The following is a 14,614-nucleotide window of genomic DNA, read 5'->3' as shown; positions in this document are numbered from 1 at the left end:
CAGCCGGGTATCGCTGCCCCACCGAAGTGATGTTGGTCTTGACGGCCTGCGAGACCACGATCGAATGCATGAGCGAACAGACGATTGCACTGGTCACCGGCGCGAACAAGGGCATCGGGTACGAGATCGCGGCGGGCCTCGGCGCGCTCGGGATGAGCGTCGGGGTCGGCGCGCGGGACCCCCAGCGCGGCGAGGAAGCCGCAGCGAAACTGCGGGCGAACGGCGCGGACGCGTTCTTCGTGCCGTTGGACGTGACCGACGACGAGAGCGTCTCCGCAGCAGCAGCGTTGTTCGAGGAGCGGTTCGGCCGGCTCGACGTGCTGGTCAACAACGCCGGAATCGCCGGGGCGTGGCCCGCACTGCCGTCGGTCGTCACGCCGGAGAACCTGCGGGAGGTCGTGGAGACCAACGTGATCGGCGTCGTCCGGGTCACCAACGCGCTGCTGCCGCTGCTGGGACGGTCCGCGAGCCCGCGGATCGTCAACCAGTCGAGCCACCTCGCGTCGCTGACCCTGCAGACCACGCCGGGTGTGGAGTTCGGCGAGGTCAACGGGAGCTACACGCCGTCGAAGACGTTCCTGAACGCGATCACCGTCCAGTACGCCAAGGAACTCACGAACATCAAGATCAACGGCGTCTGCCCCGGTTACGTGGCGACCGATCTGAACAGGTTCCAGGGAACCGGCACGCCAGCCGACGGCGCCAAGATCGCGGTCAAGCTGGCCACGCTCCCCGACGACGGTCCCACCGGCGGCCTGTTCGACGACGCCGGGCCCGTGCCGTGGTGAGGGAGTGGCAATTGTTCAACGTGAAACATCAGCAACTTCGAGCCGACTCGGCGAGTGGCCCGTTCGGCGCGACGAGCTGCGCGCGAACGGACTAGTCGGTGATCAGTCGGGCTGAAGATTCCTCACGCATGCGCGCCAGCCGGTTCATCGTCCGCTGACCGCGGCGGTCCAGCTCGCGGCTGTCGATCCAGCCGTTGGCGTAGTACCGGTAGTCCTGAGCCAGCGCCACCAGCTCGGCGAGGTAGTCGGCTGACCTGCGCCGTCGCTCCTCGTCGAACCCCGCCAGCAGCGGTAGCTGGGTGTCCACCACCTCGTCGAGCAACTGCGCCGAACGCAGCGCTCTCCTGGAACGCCACCTCCGAGTAAGGCTCACGCGCCGCACCTCGTCCTTCGCCCCGACCTGCCGCACCCTAGGCGTGGATTGCACGCCCGTCGATGCTGCATTCGTGTGCGAGGGCCCTGGCGTTACCGGTTCGTGTCCCACACCATCCAATCGTGGTGCTATAGGACCCAAACGAGACGCCGGGTCAGGCGGCCGACTCGGTGCCGGTGAAGCGGGCGACGCGGTCCGCCAGCTCGCGGGCCTCGGGGTTGTTGCGGCGCTTCTCGGCCTCCTGGCGAAGCGGTTCCATGCGCTGCTTCGTGCGCACCGACTTGAGGCTTTCCGACAGGTCGACGGCCTGGCGACCGATCTTGGCGCCGTGGTCGATGTCGCCCTCGAGCAGGTGGTTGATCGCCATCGAGGTGAGGTTGAACGAGCGGCTGCGCGCGTACTCGTCACCGAAGTTGTTGATCGCTTTGGACAGCGCCGGGATGGCGGTCCTCGTGTACTTGGCGTCCACCGTCTGTGCCAGCTCCGTGTGCACCGTGCCGATCATGGACGAGAGGTCGATCTCGTTGAAGAACTTGGCCCAGGCAGGGGCTTCGGTGACGTTCGCGCGGGAGAACTCGTCGCGCGCACGGCCGAGCAGCTTGAGCGCCTGCTCGTCGGAACCCATCTTCGCGTAGGCCCAGGCCTCGTTCGCGCACAGGATGCCCACCGCCAGTTCGGAACCGGAGTTCTGCGCGGCGAGCTGACCCAGCTGGAACACCTTCAGCGCGTCGTCCGGGGCGTTCTGGTGCAAGTAGACGCGACCCATGCGGTACAGGATGTTCGCCATCAGCGCCTCGTTCTCGCCCTGCTTGGCGAGGTCGAGGGCCTGACCGAAGTGGTTGCGGGCCGAGTCCATCAGACCCGTGTCGAACGACGTCCAGCCGGCGAGGTTGTGCAGGTCTGCCAGCGCGACGTAGAGGCGCTGGCGAACGATGTCCGTTGAGCTCGCACCGAGCATCTGCTGTCCCCAGGACAGCTGGGCGACCACCGCGTCGCGGCAGGAACCGCCGCCGTACTGGTAGTCCAGGGCACGCAGAGCCCGCGTCGCCGCTTCGACCTGGCGCACATCGGTCATGCCGATGCGTCCCGGAGCCGGAGTCTGTGTGGGGTGTGAAACCCACGACCCGGAGTCCGCTCCGAACACGGCCGCGCCCACTGTCACGGCGGCGGCGTGCGCGAGGAACTTCCGACGCTTCACCGACTCGTCCTCCTCAGGATGGGGTGAGTCCGCTGTTGCGGCCACCCGTACTGCCGTTGTCTCGTCATAGGCGAGACCCATGTATCCACGTGGGACACCCAAGCCACAGGCGATCCGAGTCAGGACGTCATATGCCATCACCTGGCGTCCCTTGAGGATCTCCGAGACTTCGGACTGCGACTGCCCAGTGAGCGCCGCGATCTGGCGCTGGGACACACCGTGCCGTCGGAGCAGCCGGTAAACCGAGCTGATCTCTCGTCGGGCAAGTGCGTCCCGCATCTCCTGGTGGTCCCACACCTCGGCGGGGATCGGAGAGCCCTGGGAACTCATGGTGTTCATCGCGCACCCTCACAGTCCGTTGGGCGTCATCGGCAGACTAGGGGCAGGTCCCCGAGTCGAGAAGTCCTCTTCGGCATAGCTGATCGGCTCTGCCGAACACCACTTACCGCTCACCGTAAGACTTCCACCGGTGGGCGCTGTGACGTCCCGTTCCGGCATGAATCATCGCAATCTAGATTCCGGTAAGCGAGTGAGCACGGAGAGGAACGACCGATAGTGGACAGCTCCTCCCCAGGCTCCACCTCCATTGTGGAGACGGGTGACACCGAATCCACATGGCGCGGCATGACCGGGCAACGTCGAACGTGGCAGATCAGCTGCGGCGACGTGGTCGACCGGGACCGCCAGCTCACCGTGAAGGTCGTTCAGGGCCAAGTGGTCCTGGTAGGCCCTCCCGGAGAGACGGCAGTCTTGTCCCACGACCAGCTCGTACAGCTCAGGGCCGCGCTACGCGAAGCCGCCGACCAGGCGGAAAGGTGACGGTGACGTTTCGATGGACGCGATCCTCGGACAGGTTCTTCGCAACGCTGTGTGGGAACGCCTCGACCTGCTCACAGAGCTGGCGAGCCGCGCTGACGCCCCGTCCCTCCTGTCGGTGGCTCGATCCGAGCTCCCTCGGCTGACCGAGGGATGGCGTGCTCTGCTGGCAGCGCACGAGCCGGACGAGAAGGGCAACTGCCCTGAATGCTCCGGCCGTTGGCGCCAGCAGAAGTCACCTTGCTCGGTGTGGCGCGCCGCGTACGAACACCTGGTTGCGGGCGGACTCGCCCCGCGCCCGGCTCGCCATCTGCGCGAGGCCCCGGTGACCCCTCCTGTCACCCGGACCCGCCGCGCGGTGGCTCGAGCCCACTAACGGGCGTTTGCGACTGACCTGGCGTCCCCCCGACACGACCAGGTCTGCAAACCGCCTACTGACCGGTGGCTCGCGATGTGCGAACCCCCGACCGCTACATCGCGGGCCCCGGTCAGCTTTACAACTCCACAGATTCCCGCGGGCCGGTGACGTGCACCTTCCCTCCCCGACCGTTACCGGTCCGCGGTCACCAACCACGGCCCTTGTCTGCACCTCCCGCGCAGACAGGGGCCGTTTTCACGCTCACGCAAGGGTCCCCCGCGAAGGGGAACCCTTGCTGCAATTCTTCCAGGCAGCACCGACAATTCCGGCGCGTGATCGCGAGTTGTCCACAGCCGGTCACCCGAACGGCCCGAATCTGGTCACCGCGCGGCAGCTGTCCACAGATCGCCCAGCGGTGGGTTGACAGCGTGTTTCCGCAGGTAGGGTCAGCGACAGTGTGGCTGGTTGGTGCCCCCTGGGTGGGCGGGGCCGTGTCCGCCACGCGTTTCGCGGCTCGCCCACGTCAGCGGTGCGTACCCGTCTTCCACGTGAGGTACGAGGTCAGACCGGGGAACAGCCGGCCCGAGATCTCGAACGCCTTGAGCTGCCACGGGAACAGGTGCTCGGCACGTTCCTTCTCCACGGCGTCGACGATCGCCTTCGCACACCGCTCCGGCGTCACAGTCGGGATCAGCCTGGCGATGGCCGGGATCCGTTCCTCCGCACCGGGGTTGTTGGCGAAGTACTCGCTCGACACCTTGCCCGGCACCACTTCGCTGATCCCCACGCCGGTTCCGCGCAGGTCAAGGCGCAGGGAAGCGGTGAGACCGCGAAGGGCCCACCGCGCCGACTGGTAGCCCACGCAGCCGGGGATCGGGAGGCGGGACACCGGCGAGTTCACGTTGACGATCCAGCCGGAGCCGCGCGACCGCATGGCGCCCAGGTACTCCCTGGTCAGCAACAACGCCGCCACGTACGGCACGGCGGTCATGGTCTGCAGCTCGTCGGCTGTGGTGTCGTCCAGGAACAGCCAGCGACCGACGCCCGCGTTGTTGACGAGCACGTCAGGTGCGGGGACCTCCTCAGCGAGCGCGTGAATCTGCTCGGCGTCGGCCAGATCGGCCACGTGAGCGGTCGCCGAGCCGCCGAACTCGATGATCCGTTTGACCTGTAGATCAAGCAGTTCGGCGCTCCGGGCCACAAGGTGGACGTGTGCGCCATGAGCGGCGAACCGGAAGGCGGCCTCCGCGCCGATCCCCTGGGACGCGCCCGTGACCAGAACCTTCTTGCCCGACAGCTGCATCAGACCACCGATCGCACTCGACTCATCAACACCGCCGCCAGCGTCGTCGCCAGCGCCGACACCGCGAACAGGCCGCGGTAGCCACCCAGGTTGGCCAAGATCAGGGCGGTCAGCAAGGGGGCGATGACCTGCGGCAACGCGTTGGCTACGTTCAGCACGCCCAGATCCTTGGCCCGATCGGACGCCGCCGGCAGCACCTGGGTCAGCAGCGCGATCGCGACCGCCCAGTACGTGCCGAAGCCGACGCCGAGCAGCGGGGAGGCGATCAGCACGGCGGTCCAGGTCGGCCAGATCACCAGGATCACCGCCGCCAGGGCCATCACGACCGCGGCACCGTACACATACGGCTTGCGGCGCCCAGAACGATCACTCCGTGCGCCGAACAGCACCGCTCCTGCGGCGAGCGCCACCCCGTAGAGCGCCATGAGCACCAGCAGACCGTCCTCCGGCGACTCGTGGTGGACCACGTCGCCGAGGAAGTACAGGAGGTAGAGCGTGCCGAACGCGTTGCCGAGGTTGATCATGAGATGGCCGGCCCAGGCCCACGCGAAGTCGGGGTGCTGCTTGGGCGAGATCCAGAACGTCGGACGCACCGGCTTGGTGATGAGCTGCGTGTCTGGTGTGCGCAGGACGAAGAAGATGGCGCCGGCCAACACGATGACCGCACACGCCAGATATCCGGCTTGAAGCCCGCTGACCAGCAAGGTCACCACGACCGCGCCCAGCACCGTGCCGAGCATCTGGCTGATCCCGATCAACCCGCCGACCTGCGCGCGTTGCTCGACCGGCACCCGGTCCGGCACGGCAGAGGTCAGCGCGGCGAGCATCCCGCCGATCCCCGCCTGCACCAGGCACCAGCCGATGGTCATCATGACCACCGACGGCGCGTTGGCCAGCACGGCGAGACCGATGGCGCCGACGATCGCGCCGAGGAGCGTCCACGGATGGCGACGACCGAACCGGGACGTCGTGCGGTCGGACAGGAACCCGATCAACGGCACGACCAGCAACGACACCAGGCCGCCGAAGCCGGTGACGATGCCGAACACCAGCTCCTTGTTCGCCTTGTTCAGCAGCTCGGCCTGTTGCGGCAGCAGCACCTGGATCGGCGCGTAGACCGCCAGCCACAACCCGAGGTTCGCGCAGAACAGCCAGGCCATCCAGCCGCGGCGAACCCGCACCACCGGCTCAGCGAGGGCTTCACTCACCGCTTCACTCACCGCTGATCACCTTTCTGTACCAGTGGAACGAGTCGCGCGGCGTGCGTCGCTGCGTCTCGTAGTCGACGTGGACCAGGCCGAAGCGCTGCGAATATCCGGCCTCCCACTCGAAGTTGTCCAGCAGGGACCACACGAAGTAGCCGTCGACGCCGGCCTCCTGCGCGGCCTTGAGGTGGCCGTCGAGGTAGGCGACGCGCTCGGTGTCGTTGATCTCGTCGGGGAAGCTGCAGCCGCTCTCGGTGACGTGCACCGGCGGCAGGTTCGGGTGCCGCTCGCGGAGTTTCGTGATGATCTCGGTCAGCCCGGACGGCACCACCGGCCAGCCGAAACCGGTGAGCGGGTACTCGTCGATCTCCACCAGTTCGAACGGCAGCGGGTTGCCCTCGGACGGGTTCTTCAGCCGCGTCGGGTTGTAGTAGTTCACGCCGTAGAAGTCGAGCGGCTGGTGGATCGTGGCCAGGTCACCATCGGCGATAGGCAGAAGCTCGGCGACTGCGTCGGGATATCGGCCCGACAGCATGGGGTCCGCGTAGATCCAGTTGTGGATTTCGCTGTACGCCTCGGCAGCTGCTACGTCATTCGGCGTAGCCGGCCAGGCGGGCGTGTGATTGTTCGCCGTACCAACGGCTTGCGCGTTGAACGATCGGAGCACTTCGACCGCACGGCCGTGCGCGAGGTTGAGGTGATGGGCGGTCGGCACCGCGTCGAAAAGCAGCGTCTTGCCTGGGGCGTGCTCACCGATCGCATAGCCCTGCAACGTCACCATCGCGGGTTCGTTGATCGGGATCCACATCTTCACGCGGTCGGCGAGACGGTCCGCGACCAGCGCGGTGTAGTCGGCGAACCGGTCCGCGATGTCCCGGTTGAGCCAACCGCCCTCCGCTTCCAACTCCATCGGCGTGTCCCAGTGGTACAACGTCACCACGGGGGCGATACCGACGTCGACGAGCGCGTCGACCAGGCGGTCGTAGAAGTCGAGGCCCTCGGCGTTGACAGGTCCCTTGCCGGACGGCTGGATGCGCGGCCACGCGATCGAGAACCGATACGCGTTCACGCCGAGCTGCGCCATGAGCGCAACGTCCTCACGCCACCGGTTGTAGTGGTCGCACGCAACGGAAGCGTTCTGGTTCTCGTGTACCGGAGTGAACTCGTCCCACACGGAGGGACCCCTGCCCCCTGCACTGAACGCGCCCTCGATCTGGAACGCGGACGTCGACACTCCCCAGAGGAAGCCGCTCATCGATCCCTCCAAATGTGAAACTTGTTCGGATCGTAGGCGTGTTGACAGGTTCAGGGAAGTGAAAAGGCCGTACAACAGGCAAGATGGAAGTACCCGAACTACTGGGAGTCGCCGTGACGAGCACCACCCCGCTTCGCCGTCAGCCCGTCCAGCAGCGCAGCGCCAAGAGGGTCGAGCGCATGCTCGAGGCCTGCGCGACCCTGATCGACGAGGTGGGCTACGACGGCGTGACCACGACGTTGATCGCGGAAAGAGCGGGTGTGGCGGTCGGTTCGCTGTACCAGTTCTTCCCCGACAAGAGAGCCGTCGTGCAGGCACTGACCCTGCGCAACGTCGACAAGTTCTCCCAGGGCATCACCGACCGGCTCGAGCAGGCGACCCTCGAGCACTGGTGGGACGCCGTGGACACGGTGTTCGACGTCTACGTCACGATGCACCGCGACATCCCCGCGTTCGGGAGGCTGCACTTCGGTGACGTCGTGGACATGCGGCTGCTGGACGACCGCCGCGACAACAACGCCGTCATTTCCGACAAGATCTCCGAGCTGATCTCGGGGAGGTTCGGCATCCCGATGACCGAGGTCCAGCTGCCGATCGCGATCGCCGTCGAGGCCGCGGACGCCGTGATGAAGATGGCGTTCCGCAACAACCCGACGGGCGACATCGCGATCCTGACCGAAGCGAGGGCCCTGGTCAGGGGCTACCTGTCGTCACGACTCCCGGTCTAACCAAAATTCCGGCGCTCGCCGCGGTACGTGGGCACGGTCCGCTCGATGCGGTCACCGTGCACCAGGTGCACCTCGTCGAACCGCTCGAACAACTCGCCGGCCTTGGCGTGCCGCATCCAGACGCGGTCGCCGATCTTCAGCTGTTCCGCCGCCTTGCCGGTGACCGGTGTCTGCACCTCGCCCGCGCCCTCGAGCCCGAGCGTCTTCAGGCCCTCCGGCAGGTACGGCGACGGCTGACGGTCAGGCGTAGGCGTACCGGACGCGATGTACCCGCCGGCGAACAGCGTGGCAACGCGCTTGGTCGGCTTGCGCACCACCGACAACGCGAACAGCGCGGCAGGCTCCGGCTTGAACACCTGATACCCGTCGAACAGCGTCGGCCCGAACAGCCCGCTACCCGCCGCGAGCTCAGTGACCGAAGGGTCGGACGCAGTCAGCTCGAGACTCCCCGTGCCACCACCGTTGACGAACTCCAGATCGGCAACCTGCCGAACCGCGCTCACCACGGCGGTCCGCCGGTGAATCAGCTCAGGCCCGGACTTGGACTGGATGAACCGGATCCCGAGCGCCCGCAACGGCTGACCGGGCGGGTTGTCCCCCAGCCCCGCGATCTGTCCTTCGTAAGCCATGACCCCGACGAGCTTGAACCCTCGCCGCTGCGCGATCTTGGCCGCCAGCACCTTCGCCTGCACCGGCGTGTGAATCGACGACCGGCGCGGCCCGATGTGGATCCCGGGCAACGGCCGCCACGACACGTCCAACTCCAGGCAGACCCGGATGTCCGAGTGCGGGCCGATGGCAGCGTCCACAAAATCAAGGTGCTCGACCGAGTCCACCATGATCGTCACGCGCTGACGTGCCGTTTCATTGGCCGAAAGCTTCTGCAACGACGCCCGGTCGGCCGTCGGATACGCAACGAGCAGGTCCTCGCTGACGTTCTGCTCCGACAACCACAACGCCTCAGCCAGCGAGTAACACATGACCCCGGCGTAGCCGGGCCGTTCAAGCGCCCGGCTGACCAGTTCGCGCACCCGGATCGACTTGCTCGCCACCCGGATCGGATGACCGGCAGCGCGACGGGCGAGGTCCGCCGCGTTGTGGTCGAAGGCATCCAGGTCGACGATCGCGAACGGAGGATCCAAATCCTTCGTCGCGGCGTCGAGTCGGTTTCTGCGCATGCCCTGACGGTACGTCTTGAACCCTTGAAACGTGAAGAGCTTTCACCTACGTTGCTGTCTCAGATCACACTCTCGTGGAGGTTCGCGTGTGGACGAACTGGGCTAAAACGGCTTCGTGCACGCCAACGCGCGTAATCCACCCGTCCAGCACAGACGAAATCGCAGCCGCCGTCATCTCCGGCGGCCGCGTGCGCGCCCGAGGCAGCGGCCACTCGTTCAACGACATCGCCGTGGCACCAGAAGCAGCCCTCGATCTGGACCGCTGGACCGGCATAGTCCGAGCGGACACCGAAACCGGCCTGGTAACAGTCCGCTCCGGCACCCCTCTGCGCAACTTCAACGCAGACCTCCACCGCCTGGGCCTGGCCATGCCCAACCTGGGCGACATCGACGCCCAAACCGTCGCCGGCGCAGTCTCCACCTCAACCCACGGCACCGGCGCAAAACTGGGCGTCCTGGCCACCGCCATCGAGTCCCTGGAACTGGTCCTCGCCGACGGCTCAGTAGTCACCTGCTCCAGAACCGAACGCTCAGACCTCTTCAACGCAGCCCGAGTGGGCCTGGGCGCCCTGGGCATCATCAGCACCCTCACGCTGCGCTGCGTCCCATCCTTCGTCCTGCAGGCCTCAGAATCCCCAGGCCGCCTGGACGCCGTACTGGAACAGTTCGACGACCTCTGCGCCGTCGAAGACCACGTGGAATTCCACTGGTTCACCCACTCCGACCGCGTGATCCTCAAGCGCAACAACAGGATCCAGGACCCAGCGCGCCCACTCTCGAAGCTCCGCCAGACCTGGGAGTACGAGGTGATGGAAAACGCCGCGTTCGGCGCCGTCTGCAAGGTGGCCAAGACCTTCCCCCGCCACACCAAGCGCCTGAACGAACTCTGCGGCTCCCTGATCTCGGAGCGCACCTACTCCGACTACTCGCACAACGTCTTCGTGACCCCACGGCGGGTCCGGTTCGTGGAAACCGAGTTCTCGATCCCCCGCGAAACCTTGATGGACGTGATCGCCGAACTCCGCAAGGTCGCCGACAAACTGGGCGACCGCGACCACCTGATCGTCCCCTGCGAAGTACGCATAGCCCAGGCAGACGACATCTGGCTGTCCACAGCCAACGGCCGCGACACCGCCTACATCTCGATGCACCAGGCACTGGGCATGCAGTACAAGGCTTTCTTCGACGCCTACGCCAGCATCGCCGCCTCAGTAGGAGGCCGCCCGCACTGGGGCAAGATGCACGACCTGACGGCCGACGACCTCCGCCCGCTGTACCCGCACTTCGACGACTTCCTACGGGTACGCAACGAGGTAGACCCCAACAGGACGTTCACCAACGCCTACCTGGACCGCGTGCTCGGCTGATCGCACGCGGGGACGCCGCGTACTCCAGGAGGGGTACGAAAGCTCCCCGCGTGCACTTACAGGATCGCGCGAACGGCGTCGGCGACGGGCGTTTCGCCGTTCACCAACTCCAACGTCTTCCCAACCGTGCCAGGAGCGTTCAACAACTCCGCCAACACGGCAGCAACATCCGCCCGAGTGACCGAAGCCCGAGGCAACCGAGGCGCCGCCAACGTGACCATCCCGGTCGGCGCGTCGTTCACCAACGGCCCCGGCCGCAGAATCGTCCAATCAAGATCACGCGACTTGAGGTCGTCCTCGGCCAGCTTCTTGGCCTTCAAATAGACCGCGAACTCCGGATCCACAGAAGGCGAATCAGCCGCCTCGATCCCCACGGTCGACACCTGGACCACCCGCCGCACCCCAGCCGCCACCGCGGCGGATGCGAACAGAGCAGCAGCCCCGTAGTCCACAGTGTCCTTGCGGGCGGCCCCAGAGCCAGCCCCCGCACCAGCGGCGAACACCGCCGCATCAGCACCGTTCAGATAAGCCGCGACCGAGTCCACGTCAGCGGACTCCAGGTCGCACAACACCGGAACAGCGCCGGCGTCCTGCACGTCACCAAAATGATCGGGGTTGCGGACCAGCGCGGTGACCGCGTCTCCACGGGTGGTCAGCAGCTGCTCGAGAAGCAGCGCGATCTGCCCGTGTCCGCCGGCTATGACTACTCGCATTCCCCGACCGTAGATCAGGAAGCGGTGGCGAGCACCTGCTCGTAGACGAGCTCGTTGACCCAACGGGTGATGGCGGTGTCTTCTGCGGGCACGTTCTCCTGGCGACCGGACACGTCGACCGAGAGGTCCTTCTCGTCGTCGGCCAGGAGCACCGAGACGCCGTAACGACGCACGCGCGGCAGGCAGTTCGCCAGGTAGTCGTGCGAGAACGCGACCGACTCGGGCAGGACCACCGCTGCGTTGCCGTAGCGGGCGAAGGGAACCGAAGAGGCCAGTGCGGTCCGCCAGTGACGGGCCACGGCCAGGACGCCGACGATGCGCACGGCGGCCGGCGGGACGCGGCCTTCCATCTCCGGCCACACCCACGTGGAGACGGTGGTCTTGTCGGCCTCGGGGCCCGCACCCACGCACACGCGCTCGGCGTGAGCGTCAGCGAGAAGTTCGGCCACGACGACGACCTTGCGGCCCATCAGAACCATTTCGGGGAGAACCACTCCGTGCCAGCCGAGGCGAATAGCCGCGGCGGCTGCCAACTCCTCGACGGACGCGGGCAGTTCCGGAACCGGGACTGCGGTCGTCGACAAACCGTTCGAGCTGTCGAGGGCCGCGATCCTTGCTGGGGTGCTGCTCACGCCAGTGCCTCCTCGTCACCCGCGGCGGGCGATCCGCCGCGTTTCGACTCGTGCTCTGCATAAGAATTAGCAGGAAGCGCACGGCCCGCCCCCAGGTCACAGGACCCCCTGCGATCGACGGCGTCGACCGGTCGGTGACCGGTCGAGGAGTGGCGTGGGGAGTTCGGTCCTACGGTGCTGCCGTCTGGGTGACGTTAATCCGGATGGACGCACCAAAAGACCTGCTCAGAGTGTGTGCGTCAGGCGTGAGGGGAAAACGGCGGTGAGCGGCACCGGTCACCGTCCGTCGACCGTTCACCGCGCCAGAACGACCACCTACATGATGATCACGGTCTTGCCGGGCCCGTGACCTGCGAAAACGTCGGTAGCTTCGCGCAACGGCACGCGCCGGGCGATCGGCACGTCCAGGTCTCCCGCCTGCACCATCGACGCGAGCCGCACCAGCGTTTCCCGCGACCCCTTCATGCCGAAGTTCTGCGCAGAATCGCTGGAGACGTAGTTGGTGTTGAAGGCCAACGGCGCGTAGCGCGCGTTCGCCTCGAACGACGAACGGTCGTTGCTCACGAGGTCGATGAGAGCGTCCGCCTCGACGAGCGAATCGCCGCGGCCCACGGGAATGACCCGCTTGCCGGCCGCACGTGCGATCTGGACCGCGAACGATCCGACGCCGCCGTGGGGTCCGATGATCAGGACGGATTGCGCGGAACCGAGTGCCTCGACCAACTGCAACGCGGTCATGCCCGCGGTCGGCAATGCGGCGGCAACGGCGGGATCGAGATCCTCCGGCAACGGAGCCAACGCGTTCCCGGCCGGAACTGTGACGTACTCGGCGTATGTACCAAGGCCCACGGGATGGTGGAAGAAGGTGCCGAAAATCTTCTCTCCGGAACCGACCACCTCACCAGCCCCATCAGTTCCGGGAACCAACGGGAACCGGTGCTCGCCAGAACCGCGAAGCATCCCGTTCACGACTTTCCGGTCGAACGGGTTCACGCTCGCCGCGAACAACCGGACCTTGAGCTGACCGGGCTCGGCCGTGGGCTCTGGAAGCTCCACGAGTTCGAGCTCCGCACCGAAATCCGCCGCCGCTATCGCCCACATGCCGACCCCCGAACGAGTGACAGACATCACCTGTTGGATCAAGGAATCCGATACTGCCGATCAACGAAAGAACCCCTCTCACGGATTCCGTGAGAGGGGTTCCATCTGTCTTTCTTGATGGGCAAGGGGGGAGTTGAACCCCCACGTCCTTTCGGACACACGGACCTGAACCGTGCGCGTCTGCCATTCCGCCACTTGCCCCTGGAGACGTTGGAAACACTAGCACGCGCCGAAACCAGGTTCCTAATCGCCCCCTGTAGGCCGGGTCGTACCCGGATACGATCGGTACAGGAGCCCGTCCGAGCGGAAGGAGTCGATGTGGGCCTGCAACGCTTCGAGCGCAAGCTCGAGGGCCTGGTCGGCAACACCTTCGCGCGGGTGTTCGGCGGCAACGTGGTGCCCCAAGAGGTGGCACAGGCGCTGCAACGAGAGGGTGACAGCAACATCCGCGAGCTCGCGGGTGGCAGACTGCTAGCCCCCAACCACTACAAAGTGTTGCTCGGAGCCCGGGACCACGAGCGTCTTGCGGGCGACGAGCAGGATGAACTACGCATCACCCAGCTTCTCGCAGAGGGCCTGCGGGAGCACCTGGCCGAGTCCGGATGGGATACCTATGGTGACGTCGTAGTCTCCCTGGAGCGCTCCGAGGCGCTGCACACCGGACAGTTCCGAACCAGCTCGTCCGTCGACCCCGACGTGAAAGCGGCCAGCCGACGGTCAGCACAACCTCGCACCGCAGGAGACCGACCCATGAGCCAGCCACCCGGCTACGGACAAGGACAGGGCCAGCCCGGCCAGGACCCTTATGGTCAGGGCGGCTACGGCCAGCAGGGCTACGACCAGCAGCAGCAGGGCTATGACCAGCAGGGCTACGGCCAGCAGGGTTATGGCCAGCAGGGCTACGACCAGGGCCAGCAAGGCGGCTACGACCAGGGTTACGGCCAGCAGCAGGGCTACGGCGGCGCACAGCAGCCGGGCTACGACCAGCAGCAGCCTGGCTACGGCCAGCAGCAGGGCTACGACCAGGGTTACGGCGGCGGCCAGCAGGGCGGCGGCGGGTACGACCAGGGTTACGGCCAGCAGCAGGGCTACGGCCAGCAGGGCTATGACCAGGGTTACGGCCAGCAGCAGCAGGGCGGCTACGACCAGGGGTACGGCCAGCAAGGCGGGTATGACCAGGGTTACGGCCAGCAGCCTGGCTACGGCCAGCAGGGCGGCTACGACCAGGGCTACAACCAGGGCGGATACGCCCCGCCGGCCACCCAGGGCGCCAACCGTCAGCTCAACGCGACGTTGCACCTCGACGACGGATCCAACCGCACGTACAACCTCAAGCAGGGTGGAAACGTCGTAGGTCGTGGGCAGGAAGCCGACTTCCGCCTCCCGGACACCGGGGTCTCCAGGCGCCACCTGGAAATCTCGTGGGACGGGCAGAATGCGATGCTCGCTGATCTCGGTTCGACAAACGGCACCACGGTGAACGGCACGCCAGTGCAGACTTGGCAGCTCGCGGAGGGCGACGTCGTCCGCATCGGCCACTCGTCACTGGTTTTCCGCACCGCTGGCTAGAGGTCGATTCGGGCGTCGGTAAGCAACTCA

14 protein-coding genes and 1 tRNA gene are annotated in these 14,614 nt (G+C 66.5%); 5 read left to right on the top strand and 10 right to left on the bottom strand.

From position 1 onward, the window contains the following. The first annotated feature begins 68 nt into the window (after nt 1-68). The gene (locus ACWGE0_RS08955; RefSeq protein WP_452260354.1) at nt 69-788 is read left to right on the top strand and encodes an SDR family oxidoreductase; all 720 of its coding nucleotides are present in this window, start codon (nt 69-71) and stop codon (nt 786-788) included. A 91-nt stretch (nt 789-879) separates the two neighbouring features. Here ACWGE0_RS08955 and ACWGE0_RS08950 read toward each other — a convergent pair whose 3' ends face one another. Both ACWGE0_RS08950 and ACWGE0_RS08945 read right to left on the bottom strand, forming a co-directional pair. Then, nucleotides 880-1,161, bottom strand: coding sequence for a hypothetical protein (locus tag ACWGE0_RS08950; RefSeq protein WP_093596166.1), 282 nt, complete (start codon nt 1,159-1,161; stop codon nt 880-882). A gap of 154 nt (nt 1,162-1,315) precedes the next feature. After that, nucleotides 1,316-2,698 carry a helix-turn-helix transcriptional regulator gene (locus tag ACWGE0_RS08945; RefSeq protein ID WP_319967185.1) on the bottom strand — a complete coding sequence of 461 codons (1,383 nt, stop codon included), beginning with the start codon at nt 2,696-2,698 and terminating at the stop codon, nt 1,316-1,318. A gap of 493 nt (nt 2,699-3,191) precedes the next feature. On the opposite strand from ACWGE0_RS08945, the gene ACWGE0_RS08940 reads away from it, so the two are divergent. Continuing rightward, nucleotides 3,192-3,551 (top strand): hypothetical protein, encoded by a 360-nt coding sequence (locus ACWGE0_RS08940; RefSeq protein ID WP_035909125.1) that lies wholly within the window; start codon nt 3,192-3,194, stop codon nt 3,549-3,551. Between the two features lie 505 nt (nt 3,552-4,056). On the opposite strand, the gene ACWGE0_RS08935 is transcribed toward ACWGE0_RS08940, so the two are convergent. From ACWGE0_RS08935 to ACWGE0_RS08925, 3 genes are read right to left on the bottom strand one after another with little or no spacing between them, the layout of a single operon-like run. Further along, nucleotides 4,057-4,836: an SDR family NAD(P)-dependent oxidoreductase gene (locus ACWGE0_RS08935; protein ID WP_452260353.1), complete on the bottom strand. Its 780-nt coding sequence runs from the start codon at nt 4,834-4,836 to the stop codon at nt 4,057-4,059. Further along, nucleotides 4,836-5,996 (bottom strand): MFS transporter, encoded by a 1,161-nt coding sequence (locus tag ACWGE0_RS08930; protein WP_452260519.1) that lies wholly within the window; start codon nt 5,994-5,996, stop codon nt 4,836-4,838. Before ACWGE0_RS08930 ends, ACWGE0_RS08935 begins: the two co-directional genes overlap by 1 nt. Before the next feature lie 52 nt (nt 5,997-6,048). After that, on the bottom strand, nt 6,049-7,296 hold the full coding sequence (locus tag ACWGE0_RS08925; protein ID WP_452260352.1) for a GH1 family beta-glucosidase: 1,248 nt from the start codon (nt 7,294-7,296) through the stop codon (nt 6,049-6,051). A gap of 113 nt (nt 7,297-7,409) precedes the next feature. Here ACWGE0_RS08925 and ACWGE0_RS08920 point away from each other — a divergent pair, with 113 nt between their 5' ends. Next, entirely contained in the window at nt 7,410-8,024 is a 615-nt protein-coding gene (locus ACWGE0_RS08920; protein WP_452260351.1) for a TetR/AcrR family transcriptional regulator, read from the top strand. On the opposite strand, the gene ACWGE0_RS08915 is transcribed toward ACWGE0_RS08920, so the two are convergent. Then, complete coding sequence (locus ACWGE0_RS08915; protein ID WP_452260350.1) at nt 8,021-9,202, bottom strand: amino acid deaminase/aldolase; 1,182 nt, start codon at nt 9,200-9,202, stop codon at nt 8,021-8,023. The two genes, ACWGE0_RS08920 and ACWGE0_RS08915, sit on opposite strands and share 4 nt — an antisense overlap. Before the next feature lie 86 nt (nt 9,203-9,288). Here ACWGE0_RS08915 and ACWGE0_RS08910 point away from each other — a divergent pair, with 86 nt between their 5' ends. Beyond that, complete coding sequence (locus ACWGE0_RS08910; RefSeq protein WP_452260349.1) at nt 9,289-10,569, top strand: D-arabinono-1,4-lactone oxidase; 1,281 nt, start codon at nt 9,289-9,291, stop codon at nt 10,567-10,569. A 56-nt stretch (nt 10,570-10,625) separates the two neighbouring features. Here ACWGE0_RS08910 and ACWGE0_RS08905 read toward each other — a convergent pair whose 3' ends face one another. The 4 genes from ACWGE0_RS08905 to ACWGE0_RS08890 form a co-directional block, all read right to left on the bottom strand. Further along, the gene (locus ACWGE0_RS08905) at nt 10,626-11,282 is read right to left on the bottom strand and encodes an NAD(P)H-binding protein (protein WP_452260348.1); all 657 of its coding nucleotides are present in this window, start codon (nt 11,280-11,282) and stop codon (nt 10,626-10,628) included. Nucleotides 11,283-11,296: 14 nt separating this feature from the next. Further along, a complete protein-coding gene (locus ACWGE0_RS08900; RefSeq protein WP_319967177.1) occupies nt 11,297-11,914 on the bottom strand; it encodes a hypothetical protein in 618 nt (205 codons plus the stop codon). 315 nt (nt 11,915-12,229) lie between these two features. Next, a complete protein-coding gene (locus ACWGE0_RS08895; RefSeq protein ID WP_452260347.1) occupies nt 12,230-13,042 on the bottom strand; it encodes an NADP-dependent oxidoreductase in 813 nt (270 codons plus the stop codon). Nucleotides 13,043-13,133: 91 nt separating this feature from the next. After that, nucleotides 13,134-13,216, bottom strand: a tRNA-Leu gene (locus ACWGE0_RS08890). 117 nt (nt 13,217-13,333) lie between these two features. Between ACWGE0_RS08890 and ACWGE0_RS08885 the strand changes: the two genes are divergently transcribed. Beyond that, a complete protein-coding gene (locus tag ACWGE0_RS08885) occupies nt 13,334-14,584 on the top strand; it encodes a DUF3662 and FHA domain-containing protein (RefSeq protein ID WP_452260346.1) in 1,251 nt (416 codons plus the stop codon). The last annotated feature ends 30 nt before the right edge of the window (nt 14,585-14,614 follow it).

This window comes from Lentzea sp. NPDC054927, assembly GCF_053610285.1.
The sequence above is the reverse complement of the archived record's forward strand: the minus strand, read 5'-3'. Positions and strand labels throughout refer to the sequence as shown.

What these genes read in the sequence shown, in the direction of transcription:
- ACWGE0_RS08955 (WP_452260354.1), top strand. Translation starts at nt 69, where the DNA reads ATGAGCGAACAGACGATTGCACTGGTCACCGGCGCGAACAAGGGCATC.
- ACWGE0_RS08945 (WP_319967185.1), bottom strand. Translation starts at nt 2,698, where the DNA reads ATGAACACCATGAGTTCCCAGGGCTCTCCGATCCCCGCCGAGGTGTGG.
- ACWGE0_RS08940 (WP_035909125.1), top strand. Translation starts at nt 3,192, where the DNA reads ATGGACGCGATCCTCGGACAGGTTCTTCGCAACGCTGTGTGGGAACGC.
- ACWGE0_RS08935 (WP_452260353.1), bottom strand. Translation starts at nt 4,836, where the DNA reads ATGCAGCTGTCGGGCAAGAAGGTTCTGGTCACGGGCGCGTCCCAGGGG.
- ACWGE0_RS08930 (WP_452260519.1), bottom strand. Translation starts at nt 5,996, where the DNA reads ATGGCCTGGCTGTTCTGCGCGAACCTCGGGTTGTGGCTGGCGGTCTAC.
- ACWGE0_RS08925 (WP_452260352.1), bottom strand. Translation starts at nt 7,296, where the DNA reads ATGAGCGGCTTCCTCTGGGGAGTGTCGACGTCCGCGTTCCAGATCGAG.
- ACWGE0_RS08915 (WP_452260350.1), bottom strand. Translation starts at nt 9,202, where the DNA reads ATGCGCAGAAACCGACTCGACGCCGCGACGAAGGATTTGGATCCTCCG.
- ACWGE0_RS08905 (WP_452260348.1), bottom strand. Translation starts at nt 11,282, where the DNA reads ATGCGAGTAGTCATAGCCGGCGGACACGGGCAGATCGCGCTGCTTCTC.
- ACWGE0_RS08895 (WP_452260347.1), bottom strand. Translation starts at nt 13,042, where the DNA reads ATGTCTGTCACTCGTTCGGGGGTCGGCATGTGGGCGATAGCGGCGGCG.